The organism is Streptomyces sp. SolWspMP-5a-2 (genome assembly GCF_900091845.1).
GTDB classification, from domain to species: domain Bacteria; phylum Actinomycetota; class Actinomycetes; order Streptomycetales; family Streptomycetaceae; genus Streptomyces; species Streptomyces doudnae.
In genome coordinates, this window is sequence record NZ_FMCI01000266.1 from 35,520 (window position 1) to 57,866 (window position 22,347).

Annotated in this window: 17 protein-coding genes and 2 pseudogenes; 10 read left to right on the top strand and 9 right to left on the bottom strand. The window is 74.3% G+C overall.

Going from position 1 to position 22,347, the window contains the following annotated elements:
- Nucleotides 1-28: 28 nt before the first annotated feature.
- Complete coding sequence (locus tag GA0115242_RS26995) at nucleotides 29-1,129, bottom strand: alcohol dehydrogenase catalytic domain-containing protein (protein ID WP_093832913.1); 1,101 nt, start codon at nucleotides 1,127-1,129, stop codon at nucleotides 29-31.
- Nucleotides 1,129-2,622: an APC family permease gene (locus tag GA0115242_RS27000; RefSeq protein ID WP_093832915.1), complete on the bottom strand. Its 1,494-nt coding sequence runs from the start codon at nucleotides 2,620-2,622 to the stop codon at nucleotides 1,129-1,131. Before GA0115242_RS27000 ends, GA0115242_RS26995 begins: the two co-directional genes overlap by 1 nt.
- A gap of 233 nt (nucleotides 2,623-2,855) precedes the next feature.
- Here GA0115242_RS27000 and GA0115242_RS27005 point away from each other — a divergent pair, with 233 nt between their 5' ends.
- Nucleotides 2,856-3,542: a TetR/AcrR family transcriptional regulator gene (locus tag GA0115242_RS27005; RefSeq protein ID WP_093832951.1), complete on the top strand. Its 687-nt coding sequence runs from the start codon at nucleotides 2,856-2,858 to the stop codon at nucleotides 3,540-3,542.
- A 100-nt stretch (nucleotides 3,543-3,642) separates the two neighbouring features.
- Here the strand turns inward: GA0115242_RS27005 and GA0115242_RS27010 are convergent.
- From GA0115242_RS27010 to GA0115242_RS27025, 4 genes and pseudogenes are all read right to left on the bottom strand, one after another.
- Nucleotides 3,643-4,682, bottom strand: a pseudogene (locus tag GA0115242_RS27010) (LacI family DNA-binding transcriptional regulator).
- 61 nt (nucleotides 4,683-4,743) lie between these two features.
- Nucleotides 4,744-7,179 carry a glycoside hydrolase family 3 C-terminal domain-containing protein gene (locus GA0115242_RS27015; protein ID WP_093832917.1) on the bottom strand — a complete coding sequence of 812 codons (2,436 nt, stop codon included), beginning with the start codon at nucleotides 7,177-7,179 and terminating at the stop codon, nucleotides 4,744-4,746.
- A gap of 25 nt (nucleotides 7,180-7,204) precedes the next feature.
- A complete protein-coding gene (locus GA0115242_RS27020; protein ID WP_093832919.1) occupies nucleotides 7,205-8,953 on the bottom strand; it encodes a discoidin domain-containing protein in 1,749 nt (582 codons plus the stop codon).
- Between the two features lie 68 nt (nucleotides 8,954-9,021).
- On the bottom strand, nucleotides 9,022-10,113 hold the full coding sequence (locus GA0115242_RS27025; protein WP_093832921.1) for a DUF1996 domain-containing protein: 1,092 nt from the start codon (nucleotides 10,111-10,113) through the stop codon (nucleotides 9,022-9,024).
- 212 nt (nucleotides 10,114-10,325) lie between these two features.
- Between GA0115242_RS27025 and GA0115242_RS27030 the strand changes: the two genes are divergently transcribed.
- The 5 genes from GA0115242_RS27030 (at nucleotide 10,326) to GA0115242_RS27050 (ending at nucleotide 15,464) form a co-directional block, all read left to right on the top strand.
- Complete coding sequence (locus GA0115242_RS27030; RefSeq protein WP_093832923.1) at nucleotides 10,326-11,141, top strand: AraC family transcriptional regulator; 816 nt, start codon at nucleotides 10,326-10,328, stop codon at nucleotides 11,139-11,141.
- Between the two features lie 360 nt (nucleotides 11,142-11,501).
- Complete coding sequence (locus GA0115242_RS27035; RefSeq protein ID WP_093832925.1) at nucleotides 11,502-12,554, top strand: iron-siderophore ABC transporter substrate-binding protein; 1,053 nt, start codon at nucleotides 11,502-11,504, stop codon at nucleotides 12,552-12,554.
- Nucleotides 12,551-13,597: a FecCD family ABC transporter permease gene (locus GA0115242_RS27040; protein WP_093832927.1), complete on the top strand. Its 1,047-nt coding sequence runs from the start codon at nucleotides 12,551-12,553 to the stop codon at nucleotides 13,595-13,597. Before GA0115242_RS27035 ends, GA0115242_RS27040 begins: the two co-directional genes overlap by 4 nt.
- The gene (locus tag GA0115242_RS27045; RefSeq protein ID WP_093832929.1) at nucleotides 13,594-14,646 is read left to right on the top strand and encodes a FecCD family ABC transporter permease; all 1,053 of its coding nucleotides are present in this window, start codon (nucleotides 13,594-13,596) and stop codon (nucleotides 14,644-14,646) included. The genes GA0115242_RS27040 and GA0115242_RS27045 overlap by 4 nt, the downstream gene beginning before the upstream one ends.
- Nucleotides 14,643-15,464, top strand: a complete 822-nt coding sequence (locus tag GA0115242_RS27050) for an ABC transporter ATP-binding protein (RefSeq protein ID WP_093832931.1) — start codon at nucleotides 14,643-14,645, stop codon at nucleotides 15,462-15,464. Before GA0115242_RS27045 ends, GA0115242_RS27050 begins: the two co-directional genes overlap by 4 nt.
- 19 nt (nucleotides 15,465-15,483) lie before the next feature.
- Here the strand turns inward: GA0115242_RS27050 and GA0115242_RS27055 are convergent, their stop codons facing one another.
- A complete protein-coding gene (locus GA0115242_RS27055) occupies nucleotides 15,484-16,275 on the bottom strand; it encodes a sulfite exporter TauE/SafE family protein (RefSeq protein WP_093832933.1) in 792 nt (263 codons plus the stop codon).
- Between the two features lie 95 nt (nucleotides 16,276-16,370).
- Between GA0115242_RS27055 and GA0115242_RS27060 the strand changes: the two genes are divergently transcribed.
- A complete protein-coding gene (locus tag GA0115242_RS27060) occupies nucleotides 16,371-17,132 on the top strand; it encodes an AraC family transcriptional regulator (RefSeq protein WP_093832935.1) in 762 nt (253 codons plus the stop codon).
- A 112-nt stretch (nucleotides 17,133-17,244) separates the two neighbouring features.
- Here the strand turns inward: GA0115242_RS27060 and GA0115242_RS27065 are convergent, their stop codons facing one another.
- Nucleotides 17,245-18,441: a glycoside hydrolase family 64 protein gene (locus GA0115242_RS27065; protein ID WP_093832937.1), complete on the bottom strand. Its 1,197-nt coding sequence runs from the start codon at nucleotides 18,439-18,441 to the stop codon at nucleotides 17,245-17,247.
- A 335-nt stretch (nucleotides 18,442-18,776) separates the two neighbouring features.
- Nucleotides 18,777-19,466 carry a siderophore-interacting protein gene (locus GA0115242_RS27070; RefSeq protein ID WP_093832939.1) on the bottom strand — a complete coding sequence of 230 codons (690 nt, stop codon included), beginning with the start codon at nucleotides 19,464-19,466 and terminating at the stop codon, nucleotides 18,777-18,779.
- Between the two features lie 202 nt (nucleotides 19,467-19,668).
- On the opposite strand from GA0115242_RS27070, the gene GA0115242_RS27075 reads away from it, so the two are divergent.
- The 3 genes and pseudogenes from GA0115242_RS27075 to GA0115242_RS27085 all read left to right on the top strand — a co-directional run.
- Nucleotides 19,669-20,628 (top strand): alpha/beta fold hydrolase, encoded by a 960-nt coding sequence (locus GA0115242_RS27075; protein WP_093832941.1) that lies wholly within the window; start codon nucleotides 19,669-19,671, stop codon nucleotides 20,626-20,628.
- A 128-nt stretch (nucleotides 20,629-20,756) separates the two neighbouring features.
- Complete coding sequence (locus GA0115242_RS27080; protein WP_093832943.1) at nucleotides 20,757-22,022, top strand: glycosyltransferase; 1,266 nt, start codon at nucleotides 20,757-20,759, stop codon at nucleotides 22,020-22,022.
- Nucleotides 22,019-22,347: pseudogene (locus GA0115242_RS27085) on the top strand (transferase); the annotation flags it as partial. The gene GA0115242_RS27080 and the pseudogene GA0115242_RS27085, both read left to right, overlap by 4 nt.

Below are 22,347 nucleotides of genomic sequence, written 5' to 3' on the forward strand. Positions count from 1 at the left end.
CCAGGAACGGGGGTGGGGGACGGCGGGTTCACGGTTCGAGGATGGTCCGCACACCCGTGCGGGAGCGCAGGTCGTCGAAGGCCTGCGCGGCCTCCGACAGCGGGCGGACCGTCCCGATCAGATCGTCCAACGGCAGGCGGCCCGCGAGGTGGAGGCGGGCCAGCCTCGGGATGTCGAGCTCGCCGACGCTGGAGCCGTAGTTGCAGCCGAGGATGCGTTTTCCCTGGTCGGCGAGGTCGAACAGGTCGAAGGCCGCGGTGGCGCCGATGGCCGCCATGCCCACCAGGACGGCGGCGCCGCCGGAGGTGAGCATCGCGGGCAGGGTCTGCACGACCTTCGGGCTGCCGATCGCCTCGAAGGCGTAGTCGGCGCCGCCCAGGTGTTCCCGGCACCAGGCGGCGACGTCGTCGCGGGAGCCGTCGAGGGTGTGGGTGGCGCCGAACCGCCGTGCCACAGCGAGCCGTTCGGGCGAGAGGTCGACGGCGACGATCGGGTCGGCGCCGACCAGCGCCAGGCCCATCACCACCGAGAGGCCGACCCCGCCGGTGCCGACGACGACCGCCGACTCCCCGGGCCTGACCCCGGCCGTGTTGACGACGGCGCCGACGCCGGTGGTGATGGAGCAGCCGAGCAGCGCGCCGACGCTGAACGGGAGTTCCTCGGGGACCTTCACGGCCGCCGTCTCGGGCACGACCAGCCGTTCGGTGAAGGCGCCGAGCCCGAGGTAGGGCCAGATCTCCGCGCCGTCCGCGCCGGTGAAGGGGGTGGTGCCGTCGGGCAGGGTGTTGGCGACGGCGCGGGTGCCGGTGCAGAGCCAGCCCTGTCCCGCGACGCACTTGCGGCAGCGCCGGCAGGGCGCGAACCAGGACAGCACCACGTGGTCGCCGGGACGCACCGAGGTGACGCCCGGTCCGGTGCCGGTGACCACGCCGGCGGCCTCGTGGCCGAGGACCAGCGGGCGGTCGGTGGGCCAGTCGCCGGAGACGATGTGCAGGTCCGAGTGGCAGACACCGGCGGCGCGGACCTCGATCTCGACCTCGCCGGGTCCGGCGGGCCGCAGCGCGACCTCGCGGGTGCCGAGACCGGAGGCGGGATCGAACACGACGGCCGGGGAGTACGTCGACGGCATCAGAGGGCCTTCGTCTCTTCGCTGGTGGCACCGGCGGTGGGACCGGCGGTGAGCTTGGTGTGCGGCTTGGCGGCGACCACGTAGACGAGGCCGATGACGAAGAGCGCGGAGAAGACCAGGATCACGGCCCACACCTGCACCCAGCTCCCGCCGGCGGGCGCGAGTTCCTCGCGCGGCCAGGCGATGTTGACGGCCTCGAACAGCAGCCACAGGACGGCGACGACGTTGACGGCGAGTCCGGCGCGGCCCAGCCGCAGCTGACCGGCCGCCGGGTTCCAGCGCCCGCGGAGCCGGGCGGTCAGCGCCACCACGGCGACGGCGAGGAAGACGAAGTAGAACCCGCCGGAACCGAACGCGATGAGGGTGGCCGCCGCGTTGCCGTTGAGGCCGAGGAGCAGCCCGAGCGCGGCGAGGACGGCGGTGGCGATGAGGGAGACGTACGGGATCTGGCGCGGCCCGACCGTGGAGAGGGTCTTCGAGAAGGGGAGCTGGCGGTCGCGGGCGAAGGCGTAGACGGCGCGGCCGATGTACGTCTGGATGGAGATCGCGCAGGCGAAGAACGCGATCAGGACGACGACGATGAACGGCTTCTCGCTCCAGCCGCCGAGGCCGTCGGTCACGGCGTGGAAGACGGGGTCGGCGATCGCGCCGGAGACGGCGTCGGCGGGCCTGCGCAGCGCGAGCGTCACGGCGAGCCCGGTGAGCAGCACGGTGAAGGCGACGAAGAGGTAGGCGCGCAGCAGGGCCCGCGGCACGCTGCGGCGGGGCTGCTCGGTCTCCTCGGCGACCTGGGTGGTGGCGTCGAAGCCGAGGAAGGCCCAGCCCGCGACGGCGAGGCAGGTCAGCAGACCCGCGGTGACGGAGCCGCCGGAGACGTCCTGGGCGCCGAGGGTCTCGAAGAGGATCGAGAAGCCGTTGTGGCGCACGAACAGCAGCAGGATCAGGCTGACCGCGATGGAGGCGACGCCCTCGGCGACGATCCCCGCGTTGAGGAAGTGCTTCACGGGGTTGACGCCGAGCAGGTTGATGCCGAGCGCCACGACGACGAAGACCACGCCGAGCAGCACGTGGACGGCGGTCGAGGGGGCGTCGTGTCCGGCCAGCATGGCGAGCCAGGTCGCCCCGAGGTAGGCGACGGTCGTCAGCGAGGCGATGGCCGAGGCCAGGTAGATCCAGCCGACCAGCCAGCCCAGGCGCGGTCCGCCGAGGCGGCGCACCCACTGGTAGACGCCGCCGGTGATCGGGAACTGCGAGGACAGCTCGGCGTAGACCACGGCGACCAGCAACTGGCCGAGGAAGGCGACCACGACGGCCCAGATCCAGCTGGGGCCCGCGAAGGCGAAGCCGAGCTGGACCACGGCGTAGATGCCGACCACCGGGGAGATCGTCGCGAAGCCGATCGCGAACACCGCCCACGCGGAGAGGCTGCGTCTCAGCTCCTGCCGGTAGCCGTACTCGGCGAGTTCACCGGCGTCGGTGCGGTTGTCGTCCACATGGGTCTCCTGACAGTGATGCGCGCGCGGGTGCCCGGTGCCGTCGGCCGGGTGCGGAGCGAGGGGGTCCGGCAGGGGTCCGGGGCACCGGCGGTCCGGGTACGGGCCCGCTGCCGCCCGGGGGCGGTGCGGGGTGGGGGTCCCGGACGGCGGGCGGTGGTGCCCGGAGGTCCACACTTATTGGTCGCACGACCAATTGCTTTATTGGTCGCATACTCAATAGCATGTCCGGCATGACGTCAAGGGGCTCCGGCAAGCGGGTTCGCAAGGCACCGGCCGAACGGCGGGAGGAGATCGTCGCGGCCGCCGCGCTGGTGGGGCTGACCGAGGGGCTCGAGTGCGTCACCCTGCGGCGGGTCGCCGACGAGCTGGAGGTGCGGCCCGGACTCGTCGGCCACTACTTCCCGGCCGCCGACACCCTGGTCGCCGAGGCGTTCACCGCCGCCACCCTGCAGGAGCTGGACGCGCTGCTGCCGCCCGCGGGGAGTCGTCAGGACGGCGCCGCCGCCGACCCGGTGGCGGTCCTGCGCCGCTTCTTCGCCCTGACCGGCAGCGCCGACTTCGACAACGTCAGCCGCCTCTGGCTCAACGCCCGCCATCTCTCGCGCTACCGCCCGGCGCTGCGCGAGCACGTCGTGGCGCAGGAACTGCTCTGGTGCCGCCGGATCGAGGAGATCATCACCGCCGGGACCGGCTCGGGCTCCCTCACCTGCGCCGACCCGTCGACGGCGGCGCTGCGCGTCCTGGTGGCGATCGACGGCGCGAGCGCCTACATCAACACCAGCGCCGACCGGCGGGGCGCGGTCCCCGGCCGCCTGGCCGCGGCCCTCGCGGAGGCGGAACTCGGCCTCGTGCCCGGCACCCTCGCGGCGGCGGAGGCGGAGGACCGCGCGGACGGACCGGGCGAGGCCGGGGACTGACCGGCCACGACGCCCGGGGGCACCTGCGCCGCTCCCGGATCCCGGCGGACCCGGCGTGGTGTCCGCACCGACGGGCACCCGCCGGGCACCGCGGGTCCGGCTACGCCGACGCGCGGACGATCAGCTCGGGGGCGAAGACCAGGGAGGTCGGGGCGGTGCGCGCGCCGCGGATGTGGTCGTCCAGGAGTCCGGCCATCGCGGACGCCATGTCCTCGACCGGCTGGCGGACCGTGGTCAGCGGCGGGCGGCAGCCGACGGCCGCGCTGGAGTCGTCGAAGCCGACGACCGCCACGTCCTCCGGGACCCGGCGGCCGTGCTCGGCGAGCACCTGGCAGACGCCCTGGGCCATCAGGTCGTTCCCGGCGAACACCCCGTCCAGGTCCGGGTGGCGGGCGAGCAGGCGGGTGATCGCCGTCCGGCCGCTCTCCAGGGTGAAGCCGCCCTCCGCGGTGGGGACCCGGGGTGGCCGCCGCGGGCCATCGCGGCGCGGAACCCGTCGAGGCGCTCGGCGCTCGCGGGCACCGCGAGCGGCCCCGAGACGGTGGCGACCCGGCGGCGGCCGCCCGCCAGGAGGTGCTCGGCGGCGAGCCGCCCGCCGTCCCGGTGGGCGAGGTCGACGTAGCTGAGCGGCACGGGCCGGGCGGGGCGGGCGAACAGCACCGCGGGCACGGCGGCCTCCGCGAGCCGGGCGGGCAGCGGGTCGTCGGCGTGGGTGGAGACCACCAGCGCGCCGTCCGCGCTGCCCTGCCGGAGGTAGCGGACGACCTGTTCCCGGCTCTCCTCGGTCTCGGCGAACATCAGCACCGGGTGCATGGACCGCGGGCGCAGGAAGCCGACGACGCCGCTGACCACCCGGCCGAAGAAGGGGTCGGCGAAGACCCGCGCGGTGAAGACGTCCTGGGTCTCCTCCGAGGCGTCGCCCGCCCCGGAGACGACCAGGGCGACCGTCTCGGTGCGCCGGGTCACCAGGGACCTGGCCGCCCGGTTGGGGGCGTAGCCGGTGCGGGCGATGGCCTGCCGGACGAGGTCCTGGATGGCGGGGTCGACGTTGCGGACGCCGTTGACGACCCGGGACACGGTGGCCCGGGAGACCCCCGCCTCCCGGGCGACGTCCTCCAGGGTCGGCGCCTGTCTGCTCATGACGGCACCCTAACGGGCGCTCCCGGCGCCGGTATAGAGCGCTCTCCCGGGAGCGGCCCGGCTACCCGGGCGGCAGGACGCGCACCTCGGCGCGGAGGGGAAGCTCCCCGGCGCAGCGGCCCGCGAGGACCGAGCACGCCCCCGGTTCGACGCGCCAGCCGTACCCCTCGCACCAGTGGCGCAGCGCCTCGGCCGGGACGGTGACCGCGGCGGTGGCGGTCCGTCCCGGGTCCGCGCGGACGGCGGCGTACCCGGCGAGCCAGCGCACCGGGTACTCGACGTCGGCTCCGGGGCGGGCGAGGTAGACCTGCACGACCTCGCGGCCGGGTCGGCCGCCGGTGTTGCGCACCCGGACCCGGACCGTGAAGGGGGTACCCGCCGGGACGTCTCCGGGCGCGGTCAGCTCCTCGTACTCCCAGGTGGTGTAGCCGAGGCCGTGGCCGAACCAGTAGGCGGGGGCGCGGCCGTCGCGCAGCCAGCCCCGGTGGCCGACGTGGAGTCCCTCGTCGTAGCGGAGGCGGCCGTCGCGGGGGACGGTGTCGGTGACGGGGGCGTCGGTGAGGGCGGCCGGCCAGGTGGTGGGCAGCCGCCCGCCGGGTTCGTGGCGTCCGACGAGGACGTCCGCGACGCCCGCCCCGCCCTGCTGGCCGGGGAACCAGGCGAGCAGCACGGCCGCGACGTCGTCGCGCCAGGGCAGTTCGACCGGTCCCCCGCTGTTGACGACGGCGGCCGTGCGCGGGTTGGCGGCGGCCACCGCGCGGACCAGGGCGTCCTGCTGGGGGCCGAGGGCGAGGCAGGTGCGGTCGGCGCCCTCGGACTCGTCGTGCGCGGTGGTGCCGACGACGACCACGGCCGCGTCGGCGCGGGCCGCGGCGCGGGCGGCCTCCCGGATCGCCGCGGCGGGGTCGTCGGCGGGCGGCGCGGCGGTGACGACGACGGCGCGGCCGGTGTCCGGCGCGAGGGTCCTGCGGGTGACCAGGAGGGCGGGGCGGTCGGCTTCGAGGCGGGCGGTGACGGTGCGCACGGGCGGGTTGACGTGGACGACGGCGGGGTCGTCGGTGTGCCGCGGGGCGTCCTCGTCGAGGAGGGTGCGCCCGTCGAGCACGAGGGTCAGGCGGCCGAACCCGCCGATTCCGAGGGTCCACTCCCCCGTGACGGTCGGCCGCAGCAGGGCGCTGATCTCCACGGTGTGCGCGTCCGGTCCGCACGGCGGCTCCAACTGCCGTCCGGACAGCCGGTGTTCGGCGTGGAGTTCGGCTCCCGAGGGGTCCAGGACGCGCAGCAGGAGGCCGGGTGCGCCGGTGCGCGGGTCGGCGCACAGGCCGGGGGCGAGCGGCGGTGGGGGTCCGGCCGGGGCGGGGCCGGGGGCGTGCACGATCCGGGCCCGTCCGGCGAGGGCGGCCCGCAGCCCGTCGAGGACGGAGACCTCCTCGTGCGGGAAGACCGCCGAACTGCCGCCGCCCGCGGTGCGGGTGGCGGCGGCGTGGGCGCCGATCACCGCGACGGTGCCGAGCCGGTCGGGGTCGAGGGGCAGCAGGCCCCGGTCGGCGAGCAGGACCGCCCCGGCGGCGGCCGCTCTGCGCAGCAACTCTCCCTCGTCAGAACGGTGTTGGAGTGCGGTGGTGGTGGGGCGCGGGCCGAGGGCGCCGGTCCACCCGGCGAGCCGGAGCAGGCGGCGCACCTTGTCGTCGACGGCCTCCGGCGGCACCTCCCCCGCCGCCACCGCCCGCGCCAGGGCGGCGCCCCAGACCTCGGAGGGCCCCGGCATGACGAGGTCGAGTCCGGCCCGCGCGGTGTCCGCCGTGCTGGTGACCGCGCCCCAGTCGGACACCACGACACCGGTGAAGCCCCACTCCCCCTTCAGCGGCTCGGTGAGCAGTGGACTCGCCGCCATGGAGGCGCCGTTGACGCCGTTGTAGGCGGCCATGACCACCCGGACCCCGGCGGCGACCGCGGCCTCGAAGGGGGCGAGGTAGACCTCCCGCAGGGCGCGCGCGCCGACCCGCACGTCCACGGTGAGCCGGTCGGTCTCGGAGTCGTTGGCCACGTAGTGCTTGGCGGTGGCCGCGATCCCGTGCGCCTGGACGCCCCGGATCAGCGCGGCGCCGATCCGGCCGGTGAGCAGCGGGTCCTCCGAGAAGCACTCGAAGTGGCGCCCGGCGAGCGGGCTGCGGTGCAGGTTGAGGGCGGGGGCGAGGAGCACGTCGACGCCCTTGCGGCGGGCCTCGGCGGCGAGCAGCCCGCCGAGTTCGGCGACCAGGTCCTCGTCCCAGGTGGCGGCGAGCGCGGAGGGCGACGGCAGCAGCGCCGAGGTGTCCCGCTCGTCCCACGACTCGCCGCGCACTCCCGCCGGGCCGTCCGACATCACCACCTCCCGCAGCCCGATCGCCGGTTCGGCCCGGGTGCGCCAGGTGCTCGCCCCGGTGAGCAGCGCCGCGCGGGCCTCGGGCGTGAGCTTGTCCAGCAGCCGTTCGCGTTCGTCGTCGGTCGTCGCCACGCCCGCCGTCCTCTCCCGCTCGTCCTCAGTTGTAGACGCCGAACTCGTAGAGGGAGTAGCCCCATCCGGTGCCGCGCTGGGTGCCCAGGATCCGTACGTAGCTGCCGGTTCCGGTGACGTCGAGGTCGTCGACACCGCCGTCCCCGTCGGTCACCGCGCGGACGGTCTGCCAGTTCTGCCCGTCGTCGCTCGTCTGGACGCTGTACGCCTTCGCGTAGGAGGTCTCCCAGACCAGTTGGACGTGCCGGAACGAGGTGCGGGCGCCGAGGTCGACCCGCAGCCACTGCGGATCGCTCCAGTCGCTGGCCCACCGGGTGTTCTGGTCGCCGTCGACGGCGCCCGCCGGGGTGCACGGGCAGTCGCCGCCGCCGGTCTGCCAGGAGGACGCCGTCGCGGGCTTGCCGAGGGCGACGTTGGTGCCGCCGACGGCGGGCGGCACGACCCGGATCGAGCGGGTCTCGACACCGACGTTGCCCTTGCCGTCGTGCGCCTTGACGTAGATCTTCCAGACGCCGGGGCGGCCCGGGGCGGTGACCCGCAGGCGTCCGCCGCCGAGGTCGGTGGCGGGCAGCGTGACGAGCTGCTTGCTCTGGTCGACGTAGTTGCTGTTGGCGAGGACCTCGTAGGAGACCGGGTCGCCGTCCGGGTCGGTGGCCCGCACGGCGAGGGTGAGGTCGCGGCCGGCCGGGACCCGGGCGGCGTCGCCCTCGACGCTCAGGTCGGTGATGACCGGCGGGGTGTTGTCGCGGGAGGTGTCGGCGCCGTACGCCTTCTTCACCGCGTAGTAGGACAGGCGCCGTTCGCCCGCGGGCAGCAGGTTGAACCAGATGCCGCCGAAGTCGTACTCGGTGCCGTAGTGGAACATCGTCGCGCCGAGGGCGACCCCGCGGTGGCCGGTGACGCAGTTCCACGCCCGGGTGTAGCCGGCCGCCTTGTCCTGGTCGCGGGGTTCGGCCGGGACGCCGTTGGCGTCGTCGGGTACCTCCCACTCCCCCGCCGGGCCGGTCTCGGTGACGATGTACGGCTTGGTGTAACCGCCCTGCTGCCAGGTGGACTTGATGTCGCAGACCGCGTTGTAGGAGTTGACGGCGTACAGGTCGAGGTCGGGGGCGTTGCGCCGGTAGTAGGGCCAGGCCCCGGTCCACGCGTCGGTGGAGGTGACCGGGTGGTCGGGGTCGATGCCGTGGATCTTCTTCGCGACGTCGTTGACGAACGTGGTGTACGCGTCGCGCTGGCGCTCCAGCTCGTCGCCGCCGTAGCAGTTCTGGAGGCCGAGCACGGACTCGTTGCCCACGTTCCACATCAGGACGCCCGGGTTGTCCTTGTAGGCGCGCACCCACTTGGGGAACTCGTCGAGCATCTGGTTCTTGTAGGCGGTGTCCGTCAGGTAGTTGACGCAGCCGCCGCTGCCGGGGCCGCCGCCCGGCTGGAGCCAGAACCCGGCGATGACCTTGATGCCGTGCGCGGCGGCCGAGTCGAGCAGCGGCTTGCTGCTCGCGTCGGTGCCCCAGGTGCGGATGGTGTTGACGCCCATCGAGCGCACGTCGGGCAGGTAGCGGTCGGCGTCGGCGACGGACGGCCCCCACGTGAGGCCCTTGATCTGGTAGGGGCTGCCGTCCACGGTGAGCTGCCAGTTGCCCTGGGAGCCGGTCACCTTGACGACGCTGCCCGCGGCGTGCGCCTGCTGGGCGGGGAGGGTGAGGGCACCGGCCGCGAGGAGGCACGCGGTGAGGGGTGCCGCGATGCGGCGGGCGGGCGTGCGGGGTCGGATCATGGTCTGTCTCCGGTGGGGGGAGGGGGCCCGGCCGGGGCGGGGGCGTGCCCGGCCGGGCCCGGTACGGGTCAGGGCAGTTCGTACTTCTCGTTGAGGGCCGCGCCCGCCTCGGGGTGCGTCTGGTCGTAGCCGCGCGCGTCGCACTGGAGGCCGCCGACGATGCAGTGGTCGACGAGGGCCTTGAGGGTGGCGTCGTCCCAGGCGTTGAAGAAGTCGTAGTGGAACGACCAGCTCGGCCCGCTGGACAGCTTCACCTGGGAGAGGTCGCCGTTGACCGGGAACGCCATCTTGAACTCGATCATCGGCAGCGCGACCGGGTGGTCGGCCGGGCACATGTTGTCGTTCGTGCCGGGCTTGACGACCGTGTAGGCCATGTGGCTCTTGTGGTCAGGCGAGTCGAGGTTGACGCCGTCCCAGCAACTGGGCGCCTGCATGCGGATGTTGACCTGCACGTCGGCGCGGCTCGGGCAGTTGGCCGGGAACTCGACGTTGAAGAAGCTGTCGCCGCACTCCCAGCCCTCGACGAACCCGGGGTGGGCGCGGAACTCCTGCGCGGTCTGGGTCGGGCTGCCCACCACGTACCTGAGCCCCTTCGGGAAGGGCCGCACGCTGGTGTAGTCGGTGACGCCCGCCTTGTAGTAGATGGTCTGCGGCCCGACCGGCAGCACCGGCTTGTCGCCCTTGAGCATGGTGGGCATCCAGTAGCCGGACTTGTCGCCCGGCGCCTTGCAGGTGGTGGTGCCCGCCGACAGCGAGGCGGTGGTGCTGGCCGCGGCGGTGGTGGTGTTGCCCATGAAGGTGTGGTCGTGGGACTTGCCGGCCTGGCCCGGGTAGACGATCGGATCGTCCGGCCGGGTGTGGCTGACCGCGCAGTTGGCCTGGAACTCGTGGAAGTAGCGGTGCGGCGGGTCCGCGGCGGGCGCGGCGGCGCCGTCGACCCGGGTGGCGGCGGGGATGTAGCCGTCGCCGTCCGCGTCCTCGGCGGACGTCCGGGTGGAGGCGGCCATGCGGTGGCCGGAGTGGGCGGCGGCGGGAGCGCTCAGAGCCGCGTCCGCGCGCGGGGTCGCGGCGCTCATGGCGACGCCGCTCAGTCCGAGCGAGGTCAGCAGCAGCGCTCCGGTGATCAGCGTTCCTGAGAGGATCTTCGATCTCCCTGGCATGGAGACCTCCTGAACACGTCGAGGGGAGACGGTGGGGGGCGGGTCGGCGAACTCGGCGGAGCGGACCGGCCGTTGCCGGGGAACACTCCGGGAGAGCGCTCTCCCGGATCGGAGTGTTGAGCCAGTGACGAACGGTGTCAAGGGATCGCGCGGAAGGATCAGCGGCCGCCCGCGCCGCCGGACGCCCCTCCTGGCCCGGTTAGCCTGAGCGGATGCGCGTGCCCCAGCCCACCGCGCGGAGCGCGCGCAAGGCCGCCTCCGCCGCCACCCGGAACCTGCCCTCGCTCGCCGCGGGCGAGGTCGACGTGCCGTTCGTCATCAAGGGCTACGAGGAGGTCGTGGCCCGCGACACGCGCTGGAACGAGCACTCGCACCCGTGGCACGAGCTGCTCTGGAACGAACACGGCGCCTCCACCGCCGTGGTGGGCTCCGACGTCTGGTGCATCACACCGACGCTCGGTCTGTGGATGCCCGCCGGGCAGCTGCACTCCGCCTCCGCGGTGGCCGGCACCAGCTTCCGCGCCCACTTCTTCCGCTACGGCACCACCTCCGCGCTGCCCGGCACCCCGGTGAGCGTGGAGATCACCCCGCTGCTGCGGCTGCTCCTGGAGCGGCTCGGCGAGCCGGGCCTGACGGACGGTTCGCGGGCGGTGACCGAGGCGATGGTCCTCGACGTGGTGCGGCCCTCGCCCCGGGCGCTGCTCGTGCATCTGCCCACCTCGGAGCTGCTGCGCCCGATCGTCGAGGCGGTCCGCGCCGACCCGGGCGACCAGCGGACGCTGACCGGCTGGGCGGCGGCGCTCGGCCGCAGCCCGCGCACGGTGACCCGCGCGTTCCAGGCGGAGACCGGCACCAGCTTCGCCCGCTGGGTGGCCGCGGTGCGCGCCCAGCACGCGGTGCGGCTGCTGGCCCAGGGGTTCGAGGTCGACGTGGTGGCGGACGTGGTGGGCTACCGCTCGGCGAGCGCGTTCGGCGCGGCCTTCCGGCGGACCACCGGCATGACGCCCGGCATGTTCCGGGCCCGCTGACACCCGGTACGGTCCGGGCCCACCGGGGCGCGACGCATTCCGGGCCCGTCGGCACCCGGCCGACGCGGATCGGCGCCCGGCCGTCCCGGATCGGCGTCCAGCCATCCCGGATCGGCGCCGGCCGTCCCGGATCGGCACTCGGCCGTCCCGGAGGGGCGTCCGGCGGGCCCGGCTGTCCCGATCGCTACACGGGCTGTCGAAAAGGCTCGATTGATGCGGACCGCCACGCTCCTTAAGCTACGCAGGCAAGGCTTACCTAAGTTGCTCTCCGCACCTCCGGTGTCCCCCTCCCACGCCCAGCGATCCGCCCTGTGGACCCGCGAGCCGGACACCCCCGAACCGAAAGTGGAATACGGGTCCATGAGAACCCCTCGCCTGCGCGTGCTCGCCACGGCCGCCGCGCTCCTGCTCGGACTGACGGCCTGCGGCGGCCAGTCCGACGACACCGGCAGCAAGTCCACCGCGAGCGCCGGCAGTTCCGCCGGGGCCGACCAGTTCCCGGTGACGATCAAGCACGCGCTCGGCACCACCGTCATCCCCGCCAAGCCCCAGCGCGTGGCCACGGTCAACTGGGCCAATGACGAGGTCCCGCTGGCCCTCGGGGTCGTCCCGGTCGGCATGGCCAAGGCCAACTTCGGTGACGACGACGACAACGGTGTGCTGCCGTGGGTCGAGGACCGGCTGAAGGAGCTGGGCGCGAAGACGCCGGTGCTCTTCGACGAGACCGACGGCATCGACTTCGAGGCCGTGGCCGACACCCGGCCCGACGTCATCCTCGCCGCCTACTCCGGGCTGACCAAGCAGGACTACACGACGCTCAGCGAGATCGCGCCCGTGGTGGCGTACCCGGACGCCGCGTGGGCGACGCCGTGGCGCGACATCATCCGCACCAACAGCAAGGCCATCGGCCTCTCCGCCGAGGGCGACAAGCTGATCGGCAAGCTGGAGGGCGAGATCTCCACGACCGTCGCCAAGTACCCCCAGCTCAAGGGGAAGACGGCGATGTTCATGACGCACGTCTCCTCCAAGGACGTCAGCCAGGTCGGCTACTACACGACCCACGACACCCGCACCCAGTTCTTCACCGACCTCGGCATGAAGATCCCGGCCAGCGTCTCGGAGCCGTCGAAGTCGACGGAGAAGTTCGTCCTCACCAAGAGCGCCGAGCGCATCGACGACTTCGACGACGTCGACATCATCACCGGCTACGGCGACGACAAGGGCGAGCTGCTCAAGGCGCTCAAGAGCGACCCGCTCACCTCGAAGCTCTCCGCGGTGAAGCAGGGGTCGATCTACCTGCTGCCCGGCAGCACCCCGCTGGCCACCGCCGCCAACCCGACGCCGCTGTCGATCCCGTACGTGCTCGACGACTACGTGGCAGCGCTCGCCAAGGCCGCGGACAAGGTCACGTGACGCTCACCGACACCCCCTCGCGCACGCCGGACGCCGTCATCGTGCGGCGCCCGGCGCGCGTGCGCGTCGGCTGGCTCCTCGTGGTGCTGGCCGTGCTGCTGCTCGTGGCGACCGCGTCCCTGGCGTTCGGCTCCCGGGACGTCGCCTGGTCCGACGTCTGGTCGGCGCTCGGCGGCGCGGACGGCTCTCTGGAGGAGGCCGCCGTCACCAAGCGGGTGCCGCGCACCCTGCTCGCGGTGACCGTGGGCGCCGCGCTCGGTCTCGCGGGCGCGGTCATGCAGGGCGTGACCCGCAATCCGCTGGCCGACCCCGGCATCCTCGGCGTCAACATGGGCGCCTCGCTCGCCGTGGTCACCGCGGTCGCCTACCTCGGGCTCGCCTCTGCGTCCGGCTACATCTGGGTGGCCATGCTGGGCGCCGCGCTGACCGCCGGATTCGTCTACAGCGTCGGCTCGCTCGGCCGCGGCGGCGCGACGCCGCTGAAGCTCGCCCTCTCCGGCGCCGCCACCTCCGCCGCGATCGCCTCCCTGGTGAGCGCCGTCGTCCTGCCCCGCAACGACATCTCCGACACCTTCCGGCTCTGGCAGATCGGCGGGGTCGGCGGCGCCTCCTACCGGCAGCTCGGCACGGTCCTGCCGTTCCTCGCCGTGGGCGCCGTGATCTGCCTGGCCTCCGGCCGCGCGCTCAACTCGCTGGCCCTGGGCGACGAACTGGCCGCCGGGCTCGGTGAGCGGGTGGCGCTGGTCCGGGGGGCCGCGGCGCTCGGCGCGGTCGTGCTGTGCGGCGCGTCGACCGCCGTCGCCGGTCCGATCGGCTTCGTCGGGCTGGTCGTCCCGCACGCCTGCCGCCTGCTGGTCGGCGTCGACCACCGCTGGCTGCTGCCGTTCTCCGCGCTGACCGGGGCCACGCTGCTGACCGCCGCCGACGTCGTCGGCCGGGTCGTGGCCCGCCCCTCGGAGATCGCCGTGGGCATCGTGACCGCGCTGATCGGCGCCCCCTTCTTCATCCACATCGTCCGCCGACAGAAGGTCAGATCGCTGTGAGCGCCCCCGCCGTCACCGGCCCCTCCGTCCAGCGGGCGGTCACCCGCGGGAGGGTCCGCCGCGGCCACCGGCGGCGCCTGATCGTGCTGACCCTGGCGGTGCTCGTCGTCGCCGCGTTCGCCACCACGCTGATGGCCGGGCACACCTACTACCCGGCCCGTGACGTGCTGCGGGTGATGACGGGCGAGCAGGTGCCGGGCGCGTCCTTCACCGTCGGCACGCTGCGGCTGCCGCGCGCGGTCCTCGCGCTGGCCGCCGGGTTCAGCTTCGGCGTCGCGGGCGTCACCTTCCAGACGATGCTGCGCAACCCGCTGGCCAGCCCCGACATCATCGGCATCAGCTCCGGGGCGAGCGCGGCGGCGGCCCTCGCCATCGTGACGCTCTCGCTCGGCGAGACCGAGGTGGCCGCGCTGGCCATCGCCGCCGCCCTAGGGGTGGCGCTGCTGGTGTACACCCTGGCCTTCCGGGACGGGGTGGCGGGCACCCGGCTGATCCTGATCGGCATCGGCATCTCCGCCCTGCTGGACAGCGTCACCTCCTACGTCCTGTCGCAGGCGGGCGAGTGGGACCTCCAGGAGGCGATGCGCTGGCTGACCGGCAGCCTCAACGGCGCGACCTGGCGGGAGACCGTGCCCGTCGTCTGCGCGGTGGTGGTGCTCGGCCCGGTGCTGCTGGCCCGCGCCCGGGACCTGACCGCGCTCCAGCTCGGCGACGACACCGCCTCCGCGCTCGGGGTGCGGGTCGAGCGCACCCGGATCACGGTGATCGTGGCGGCCGTCGGACTGATCGCGTTCGCGACGGCGGCGGCCGGTCCGATCGCCTTCGTCGCCTTCCTCTCCGGGCCGATCGCCGCCCGGCTGGTCGGCACCGGCGTCTCCCTGCTGGTCCCGGCGGGTCTGGTCGGCGCCCTGCTGGTCCTGGTCGCCGACTTCACCGGCCAGTACGCCTTCGACACCCGCTACCCGGTGGGCGTCGTCACCGGCGTCCTCGGCGCCCCCTACCTCGTCTACCTGATCGTCCGCAGCAACCGGGCCGGAGGCTCACTGTGACCGCGTCGCACACCCTCGCCACCGAGGACCTCACCCTCGGCTACGGCGACCGTGCCGTCATCGAGGGCCTGGACCTGACCCTCGCGGCCGGGGAGATCACCGTCATCGTCGGGGCCAACGCCTGTGGGAAGTCCACCCTGTTGCGGTCGATGTCCCGGCTGCTGGCGCCGCGTTCGGGCCGGGTCGTGCTCGACGGCCGGGAGGTGCACCGGCTGCCCGCCAAGGAACTCGCCCGCACGCTGGGCCTGTTGCCGCAGTCGCCGGTCACCCCGGAGGGCATCACCGTCCTCGATCTGGTCGGCCGCGGCCGCCATCCGCACCAACGCGCCTTCTCCCGCTGGTCGGAGCGGGACGACGCGGCGGTGGCCGCGGCACTGGAGGCGACCCGGACGACCGACCTGATGGACCGCTCGGTCGACGAACTCTCCGGCGGCCAGCGCCAGCGGGTGTGGATCGCGATGGCCCTCGCCCAGCGGACCGATCTGCTGCTGCTGGACGAGCCGACGACGTTCCTCGACATCAGCCACCAGATCGAGGTCCTCGACCTCCTCACCGACCTGAACCGCGACCGCGGCACGACGATCGTGATGGTCCTGCACGATCTGAACCTGGCCGCGCGCTACGCCGACCGCCTGGTGGCCCTCGCGGACGGCCGCCTGCACGCGTCCGGCACCCCGGCGCAGGTGATGACGGAGGAGACCGTGCGGGCCGTGTACGGCATGGAGAGCCGGATCATCGAGGACCCGCTGTCCGGCAAGCCGCTGGTGCTGCCGATCGGCAGGCACCACTCGGCGGCCGCCGAACACGCCCCGGTCTGACCGGAGTCGGGCCCCGGGTTCACGCCGTCCCGGGGACGAGCATCGCGGCGATCGCGGCGGCGAGCAGCGTCGCGTAGGCCCAGGCGTGGACCCGGTCGCCGATCCGCGGCGGACGGCGGCGCAGCACGGCGATCACCGGCAGCGCGCCGAGCAGCAGCGCCCCGGCGGCGCGCGGGTCCACCGTCCCGGCCAGGGACCCCCCGGCGGGTCCGGCGCTGCCGAGCAGCGAGACGGCGGCGGCGGGCAGCGCCAGGGCGAGGGTGAGGGGGTTGGCGAGGGCGGTCGCCGTCCGCATGGTGTGCCCCGCGCGCCGCATCGCGGGGACCGTCATGACGCTGCCGCCGACGCCGAGGAAGGCGGCGACCGCGCCGATCGGCGCCCTGAGCACGGCCGGGAGCCCGGTGCCCGCCTCGTCGTCCGCTCGCGCGTGGGGGCGCAGGAAGCCGGGGCGCAGCAGCAGGTCGGCGAGGGTGAGGGCGACGTAGGCGACGAACGCCCAGCGGACCGGTCCGGCCGGGGCGTACCGGGCGGCGAGCGCGCCGAGCGCCCCGCCCGCGGCCAGCAGCGCGATCAGGGTGCGGCTGCCGCGCAGGGCGGCGAGCACGGGGCGCGGGGTGACGGCGGTGGCGAACCCGGCGTTCACCACCATCACCGCCGCCGAGGTGGCCGTCGCCACCCGCAGGGCGTCCGGGCCGAGGGCGCGGTCGGTCCACAGCACGACGGGGACGGCGACGAAGCCGCCGCCGAAGCCGAAGACGACCGTGGTGAGGCCGGTGAGAACGCCGATGCCGAGCAGTGCGAGAAGATCCACGCGGATCAGTCCACCAGCCGCCGGGTGCGGCCCGCATGCGAAGGTCGGCGTCGTTCTTTCGCGTCCCGGCCGGGCGGGCCGGTAGGGTCGCCGGGGTGAGGAACGTCGCGCTGGACGGGCTCGACCGTCTGCCCCGGGCGGTGCTGCCGATCGGCACCGACTACCCGCCGGGCCTGCTCCTCGACTGGCACGAGCACCGGCGGGCCCAGTTCCTGCACGGGGCGACCGGGGTGATGGTCGTCGACACGGCCGAGGGGACGTGGACGGTGCCGCCGCGGCGGGCCGTGCTGATCCCGGCGGCGACCCGGCACCGGGTGCGGATGCTCGGGGTGAGCACCCTGAGCCTGTACGTCGAGCCGGACGCGGTGCCGTGGTGGCCGGGGGTCTGCACGGTCGTGGACGTGCCGCCGCTGCTGCGCGAACTGCTGCTCGCGGCGGTCGAGTTCGAGCCGGAGTACGACCTGTCGGGGCGGGACGGGCAGGTGGTGGCGCTGCTGCTGCACGAGATCGCGGCGCTCACCCCGCTGCCGTTCCATCTCGGGATGCCCGCCTCCCCCGCGTTCGCCGCGCTGTGCCGGGCGTACCTGGCGGAGCCCGACGTGGCGGTGACCAACGCGCGCTGGGCGCGGGAGGCGGCCCTGAGCGAGCGGGCGCTGACCCGCCGGTTCAGGGAGCAGACGGGGGAGAGCCCGGCGGGCTGGCGGTCCCGCGCGCGGCTCCTCGCGGCGCTGCCGCTGCTGCGGTCGGGGACGGTGACCGAGGTGGCCGGGCGGCTCGGCTACGCCTCTCCGGCCGCGTTCACCGCCGCCTTCACCCGGACCTTCGGGTCGCCGCCCTCCCGGTTCCGCGGGCGGTGAGGGTCTCCCGGCCGTCCTCGTCCTGCACACGCACGGCGAGGGCCCCGCGCCGCCCCGGCTCAGCGGGCGGCGCGGGGCCCCTCACGGGTCCCGGCGCGGGGATCCTCGCGGATCAGATCGCGGAGAGGGTGAGGGTGAAGCCGGTCGGGGCGGTGTCCTGGATGTAGGACGCGAAGTCCGCGACGTCGTCGAAGGCGAAGCCGTACGCCTTGCCGTCCTCGGTCGCCGCGTGGATCGCCTTGGCGTAGTGGTTGGTCAGCTCGCCCTGGTAGAAGGCGGCCGGGTCGGTGCCGGGCTGCGCGGTGTCGCTGAGCAGCGTCGAGCGGTTGAACCCGGCGCCCAGGACGGCGGCGACGGGGCCGGTGGTGCCGTCGTTGGGCGCGGCGAGGTTGCCGTCGCAGAACAGGACGTCCCGGGTGGAGGGCTTGGCGAAGGAGACCGAGGCGGGCCCGTCGAAGGTGAACTGCTCGCCGCGGACCCGGCCGGTGAAGGTGCCCGCGTTGGTGGTGACGGTGAGGTCCTTGCCGGTGTACGTGGACCAGACCTCGTCGATGTAGGGCGCGAAGTAGTCCTTGGCGAACAGCCCGGCGTCCAGGCCGTGTCCGGGCGCGATGATCCGGGTGTCGTCGACCACCAGCGGGGCGAAGTCCTCTATCTTGCGGACGGCGTCGAAGGCCGCGGCGCGACCGCCGGAGCGCAGGGTGCCGGTGGTCTGGTCCTTGTCGCCGGTGAGCCGGATGGCGAGCGGCACGCTGAACATGTCGACCATGGTGGTGTTGCAGAACATGCCGGCCGCGTTGTGGGTGAACTCGGCGCAGTCGTGCAGCACCCCGTAGTTGGGGTCGGACTCGACCCATCCGGCCGGGTACTGGAGCGCGGCGGCTCCGGCGCCGTCGGTGACGGCCTTGAGCTTCAGCTTCTCGCCGAGCGCCACGTAGATGCGGCCGGACATGTACGGCAGGGACAGCTTGGTCTCGCCGCTCCCGGCGAGCGGGATGGCGTAGTCGGTGAAGCCGTCGGCGCCGTTGTCGGAGACGGCGATGGGGGCGACGGTGCCGTCGGGCGTGAGGCGGACCTGCTTGCCGTCCACGTTGCCGACGACGTACAGGTGGACGGAGGCGTTGTCGAACGAGCCGCTGTTGTTGACGATGGTCACGGGGAGCGCGTCGGCCGCCGCGCGGGTGGTGCCGCCCTGGTCGGCGAGCGCGTAGGGGGCGATGGCCGCGACGGCGGGGACCGCGACGGCTGCGCCACCGAGGGCGAACATCATCTTGCGGCGGGTCAGGTTGCGCTGGTGACGGGGCGTCATGGCGAGAACACACCTTGTCTGTGGGGGGACGTTCAGGTCCTGCTCCGGGCGGCTCGCTCCGCTCGCACGGGCACCCTGCCTTTTTGAGAGCGCTCTCACGATGACGGTGCGGGCCGCCGCCGGTCCCCGACGATACGCACGTTCGTTGCTGCCGCCAACCGGAACGCGAATCTTTCATATGCCGCTGAACTGCGGCCTGTTGGGAAAGCGGCCACAGATGGCGAAGCCTTAAGGCGTGTTTAATCTTCGCTTAAGCAGGACAGGGCCCGGCGGGACGCTCCCCCGTCTCCGGCCGCCCCCGGCGCGGCCGGAGACGGCTCCCGCGCACCCGGCGGTCACTCCATGCCGCGCCTGCCCGGTGTCCAGAACGGCTTGGTGAGCACGGACCTGCGGTCCCAGCCCAGCTCCTTCACCAGCGTCTGCCGCACCTTCTGCACCGTCTTCGCCTCCCCCGCGACGTAGGCGATCCCGCCCGGCGCGGGAGCGAGGGCGCGGACCGCGTCGGGGAGCGTGCCGGCGCCCCTGGTGACCCAGTCGAGCCGGTCGGCGTGGCGGAGCGGCAGCCGGTCCCCCGGGCCCGCGGTCTCCACGCAGCCGGAGACCCGGGCCCCCTCGGGGAGCGCGGCCAGCATCGCGCCGAAGGCGACGGACGCGGTCTCCTCGCCCACGAAGACGTGGTGAGCGGCGTCCGGGCGGAGGGTGAACGTCCCCTCGGGCTTGCCCAGGCGGACCTGTTCGCCGACCTCGGCCCGGGTGCCCCACCTCGCCCCGGGCCCGGCACCCTCGTGGTCCAGGACGCACAACTCGACGGCCCCGATGGGTTCGTAGCGCCAGACCGAGTACGTGCGGCGGGTGATGCCCGTGCCGACCAGGACCCTGACCTGCTGTCCGGGGCGGACGTCGAGCCCGGCGAGGGCGTCGGCCTCGATCCGCAGCAGGCGCATCCGGGTCGCGACGGGTTCGGCGGCGGTGACCGTGCCCCGGACCGTCAGCAGGTCGAGGACGGAGTTCAACAGAGCGGGCAAGGAGGGCTCCTGGGCAGGACGGCAGAGCAACTGCGCTGCAAGCGGCGCCAGTTGACTGTTCGAGGGCGGGACAGAACGCGATAGTACGCGATGGGCGGCGAACGCGATACTGCGCGTTCAGGCGGGGGCGTCGCGACCGGCGGGCGGGGGCGTCCCGCGGCGGCTACCGGCGGGTAGGCTCGGCCGCATGGTTGCGCATCGGATGATCGACGTGAACGGGATTCGGCTGCACATCGCGGAGGAGGGCGAGGGGCCGCTGGTGGTGCTCCTGCACGGCTTCCCCGAGTCCTGGCACTCCTGGCGGCGGCAGTTCGGCCCGCTGGCCGCCGCGGGGTTCCGGGTGGTCGCCCCCGACCAGCGCGGCTACGGACGCAGCGACCACCCCGAGGACGTCGACGCGTACAGCATCCTGCACCTCGTCGGCGATGTGGTGGGCCTGATCGGGGCGCTGGGCGAGAAGCGGGCGTACGTCGTCGGGCACGACTGGGGGGCGCCGGTCGCCTGGCACACCGCGCTGCTCAGGCCCGATCTGGTGCTGGGGGTGGCCGGGTTGAGCGTGCCGCCGCCGTTCCGCGGGTCGCGGCCCCCGCTCGCCGCCATGGAGGAGCGGTTCGGCGGCCGGTTCTACTGGAACCACTTCGCCCGGCCGGGGGTCGCCGACGCCGAGTTCGGCCGCGATCCGCGCACCGCCCTGCGGAAGTTCCTGTACTCCGCCTCCGGTGACGCGCCCGGCGCGGGCTCCGGCAGGCAGCCGCTGGTGGAGCCGGGGCAGAACTGGATCGACGCCATGCGCGACCCCGGCACGCTGCCCGCGTGGTGCACCGAGGACGACCTCGACGCGCTCACCGAGAGCTTCTCCCGGGGCTTCACCGGCGCCCTCAACTGGTACCGCAACCTCGACCGGAACTGGGAGCTGACCGCGCCCTGGCACGGCGCCGTCGTCTCCCGGCCCGCGCTGTACGTGTACGGCGACCGCGACGTCGTCCCGGCGTTCCCCGGCACGCCCGAACTCATCGCGCGGCTGCCCGACCTGCTGCCCGACCTGCGGCGACCGCCCCTGAAGCTGGCGGGCTGCGGCCACTGGACCCAGCAGGAGCGGCCCGACGAGGTCAACGCCGCGCTCCTCGACTTCCTCGGCGAGCCGGCCGGGCACGGCGGCTGAGCGGTCGCCCCGCGGCCCCCGCGCCGACGCCGGCCGGGGCTGCGGTCGCGGGTCCTGACCGGTGGGGCGCACACTACGAAGTGGTAACGCGCGGCAACGCGGGCGGAGTCGAGGCGGTCTAGCGCACCATGAAGATCTCTTTCCTGCTGCACAACGCGTACGGGATAGGAGGCACGATCACCACCACCTTCAACCTGGCCCAGGCCCTGGCCGCGCGGCACGAGGTGGAGATCGTGTCGGTGCTGCGCCACCGGGAGGAGCCGAACCTCACGCTGGACCCGCGGGTCGCGTTACGGCCCCTGGTGGACCTGCGCCGGGAGGCGGACGATCCGCGCCATCACCGTCCGTCGCGGGTGTTCCCGCGCGCCGAGTACCGCTACCGGCAGTACAGCGAGCTGACCGACCTGCGGATCGGGGAGCACCTCGCCGGGACGGGCGCGGACGCCGTCGTCGGCACCCGGCCGGGACTCAACGTCCACCTCGCGCTCCAGGCGCCGCGCCGGGTCGCGCGGATCGGGCAGGAGCACCTCACCCTGGACAACCACCCGCCCCGGCTGCGGCACGCGCTGCGCCGGGCGTACGGGCGGCTCGACACGGTGACGACGGTGACGGAGGCGGACGCGGCGGCCTACCGGCGCAAGATGCGGCTGCCCGGGGTGCGGGTCGAGGCGCTGCCCAACAGCGTGCCCGATCCCGTGCTGCCGACCGCCGACGGCACCGCGAAGGTCGTCGTCGCGGCCGGGCGGCTGGTCCCGGTCAAGCGCTACGACCTGCTCGTCGAGGCGTTCGCGGTGGTCGCCGCCGCCCGCCCCGACTGGCAGTTGAGGATCTACGGCAAGGGCGAGGAGCACGACCGGCTGCGGCGGCTCATCACCGACCTGCGGCTGTGGAACAACGTGTTCCTGATGGGCCCGGCGACCCCGATGGAGGCGGAGTGGGTCAAGGGCTCGATCGGGGTCGCGGCCTCCAGCTTCGAGCCGTTCGGCATGACCATCGTCGAGGCGATGCGCTGCGGCCTGCCGGTGGTGAGCACCGACTGCCCGCACGGGCCGCGCGAGATCATCGAGGACGGCGTGGACGGGCGCCTGGTGCCGGTCGGGGACCGGGCGGCGCTCGGCGCGGCCCTGCTGGAACTCGTCCAGGACGACGAGCGGCGCGGCAGGAGCGGCCGGGCCGCGCTGGCCAACGCGCGCCGGTTCGCGCCGGGGCCGGTGGTCGAGCAGGCCGAGCGGCTGCTCGCGGACGCGGTCGCGGCGCGCCGCTCGGGCCGCCGGGCGGCCGTCCGGCGGGCCTCGGTGCGGGGTGCGTTCGCCGGTCGCGGCTTCGCGGCCCGGGACGCCGCGCTGAGCGTCGCGGGGACCGTACGGCGCCGGATGCGCGGGGCGGCGTCGTGAGCGCCGGGGCGCGGACCCGGGTGGGGTGCGCGGTGGACACGGACGGCCGGATCACCTTCGGGCTGCCGCCCGGCACGGATCGGCTGCTGGTGCGGTTGCGCCCGCCGAAGGGCGAACCGGAGCGGGTCGCGCACGTCCTGGACGCCGAGACCGGGGACGACGGCGCCCGGCGCGCGGTCCTCGGCCCCGATCCGGTGCTGGAGGAGGGCCGCTGGGACGTGTACGCGCTGCGCGGCCCGGACGGCGGTCGGGAGCGGGTGCGCCCGGCGGCGCGGGACCTGCGCGCGCTGGTCGGCGGCCATCTGCGGGACCGGGCCGCGCCGCT

Excerpts from the sequence above, each read along its gene's own strand:
- GA0115242_RS26995 (WP_093832913.1), bottom strand. The coding sequence starts at position 1,129 with ATGCCGTCGACGTACTCCCCGGCCGTCGTGTTCGATCCCGCCTCCGGT.
- GA0115242_RS27005 (WP_093832951.1), top strand. The coding sequence starts at position 2,856 with ATGACGTCAAGGGGCTCCGGCAAGCGGGTTCGCAAGGCACCGGCCGAA.
- GA0115242_RS27020 (WP_093832919.1), bottom strand. The coding sequence starts at position 8,953 with ATGATCCGACCCCGCACGCCCGCCCGCCGCATCGCGGCACCCCTCACC.
- GA0115242_RS27025 (WP_093832921.1), bottom strand. The coding sequence starts at position 10,113 with ATGCCAGGGAGATCGAAGATCCTCTCAGGAACGCTGATCACCGGAGCG.
- GA0115242_RS27030 (WP_093832923.1), top strand. The coding sequence starts at position 10,326 with ATGCGCGTGCCCCAGCCCACCGCGCGGAGCGCGCGCAAGGCCGCCTCC.
- GA0115242_RS27035 (WP_093832925.1), top strand. The coding sequence starts at position 11,502 with ATGAGAACCCCTCGCCTGCGCGTGCTCGCCACGGCCGCCGCGCTCCTG.
- GA0115242_RS27065 (WP_093832937.1), bottom strand. The coding sequence starts at position 18,441 with ATGACGCCCCGTCACCAGCGCAACCTGACCCGCCGCAAGATGATGTTC.
- GA0115242_RS27075 (WP_093832941.1), top strand. The coding sequence starts at position 19,669 with ATGATCGACGTGAACGGGATTCGGCTGCACATCGCGGAGGAGGGCGAG.
- GA0115242_RS27080 (WP_093832943.1), top strand. The coding sequence starts at position 20,757 with ATGAAGATCTCTTTCCTGCTGCACAACGCGTACGGGATAGGAGGCACG.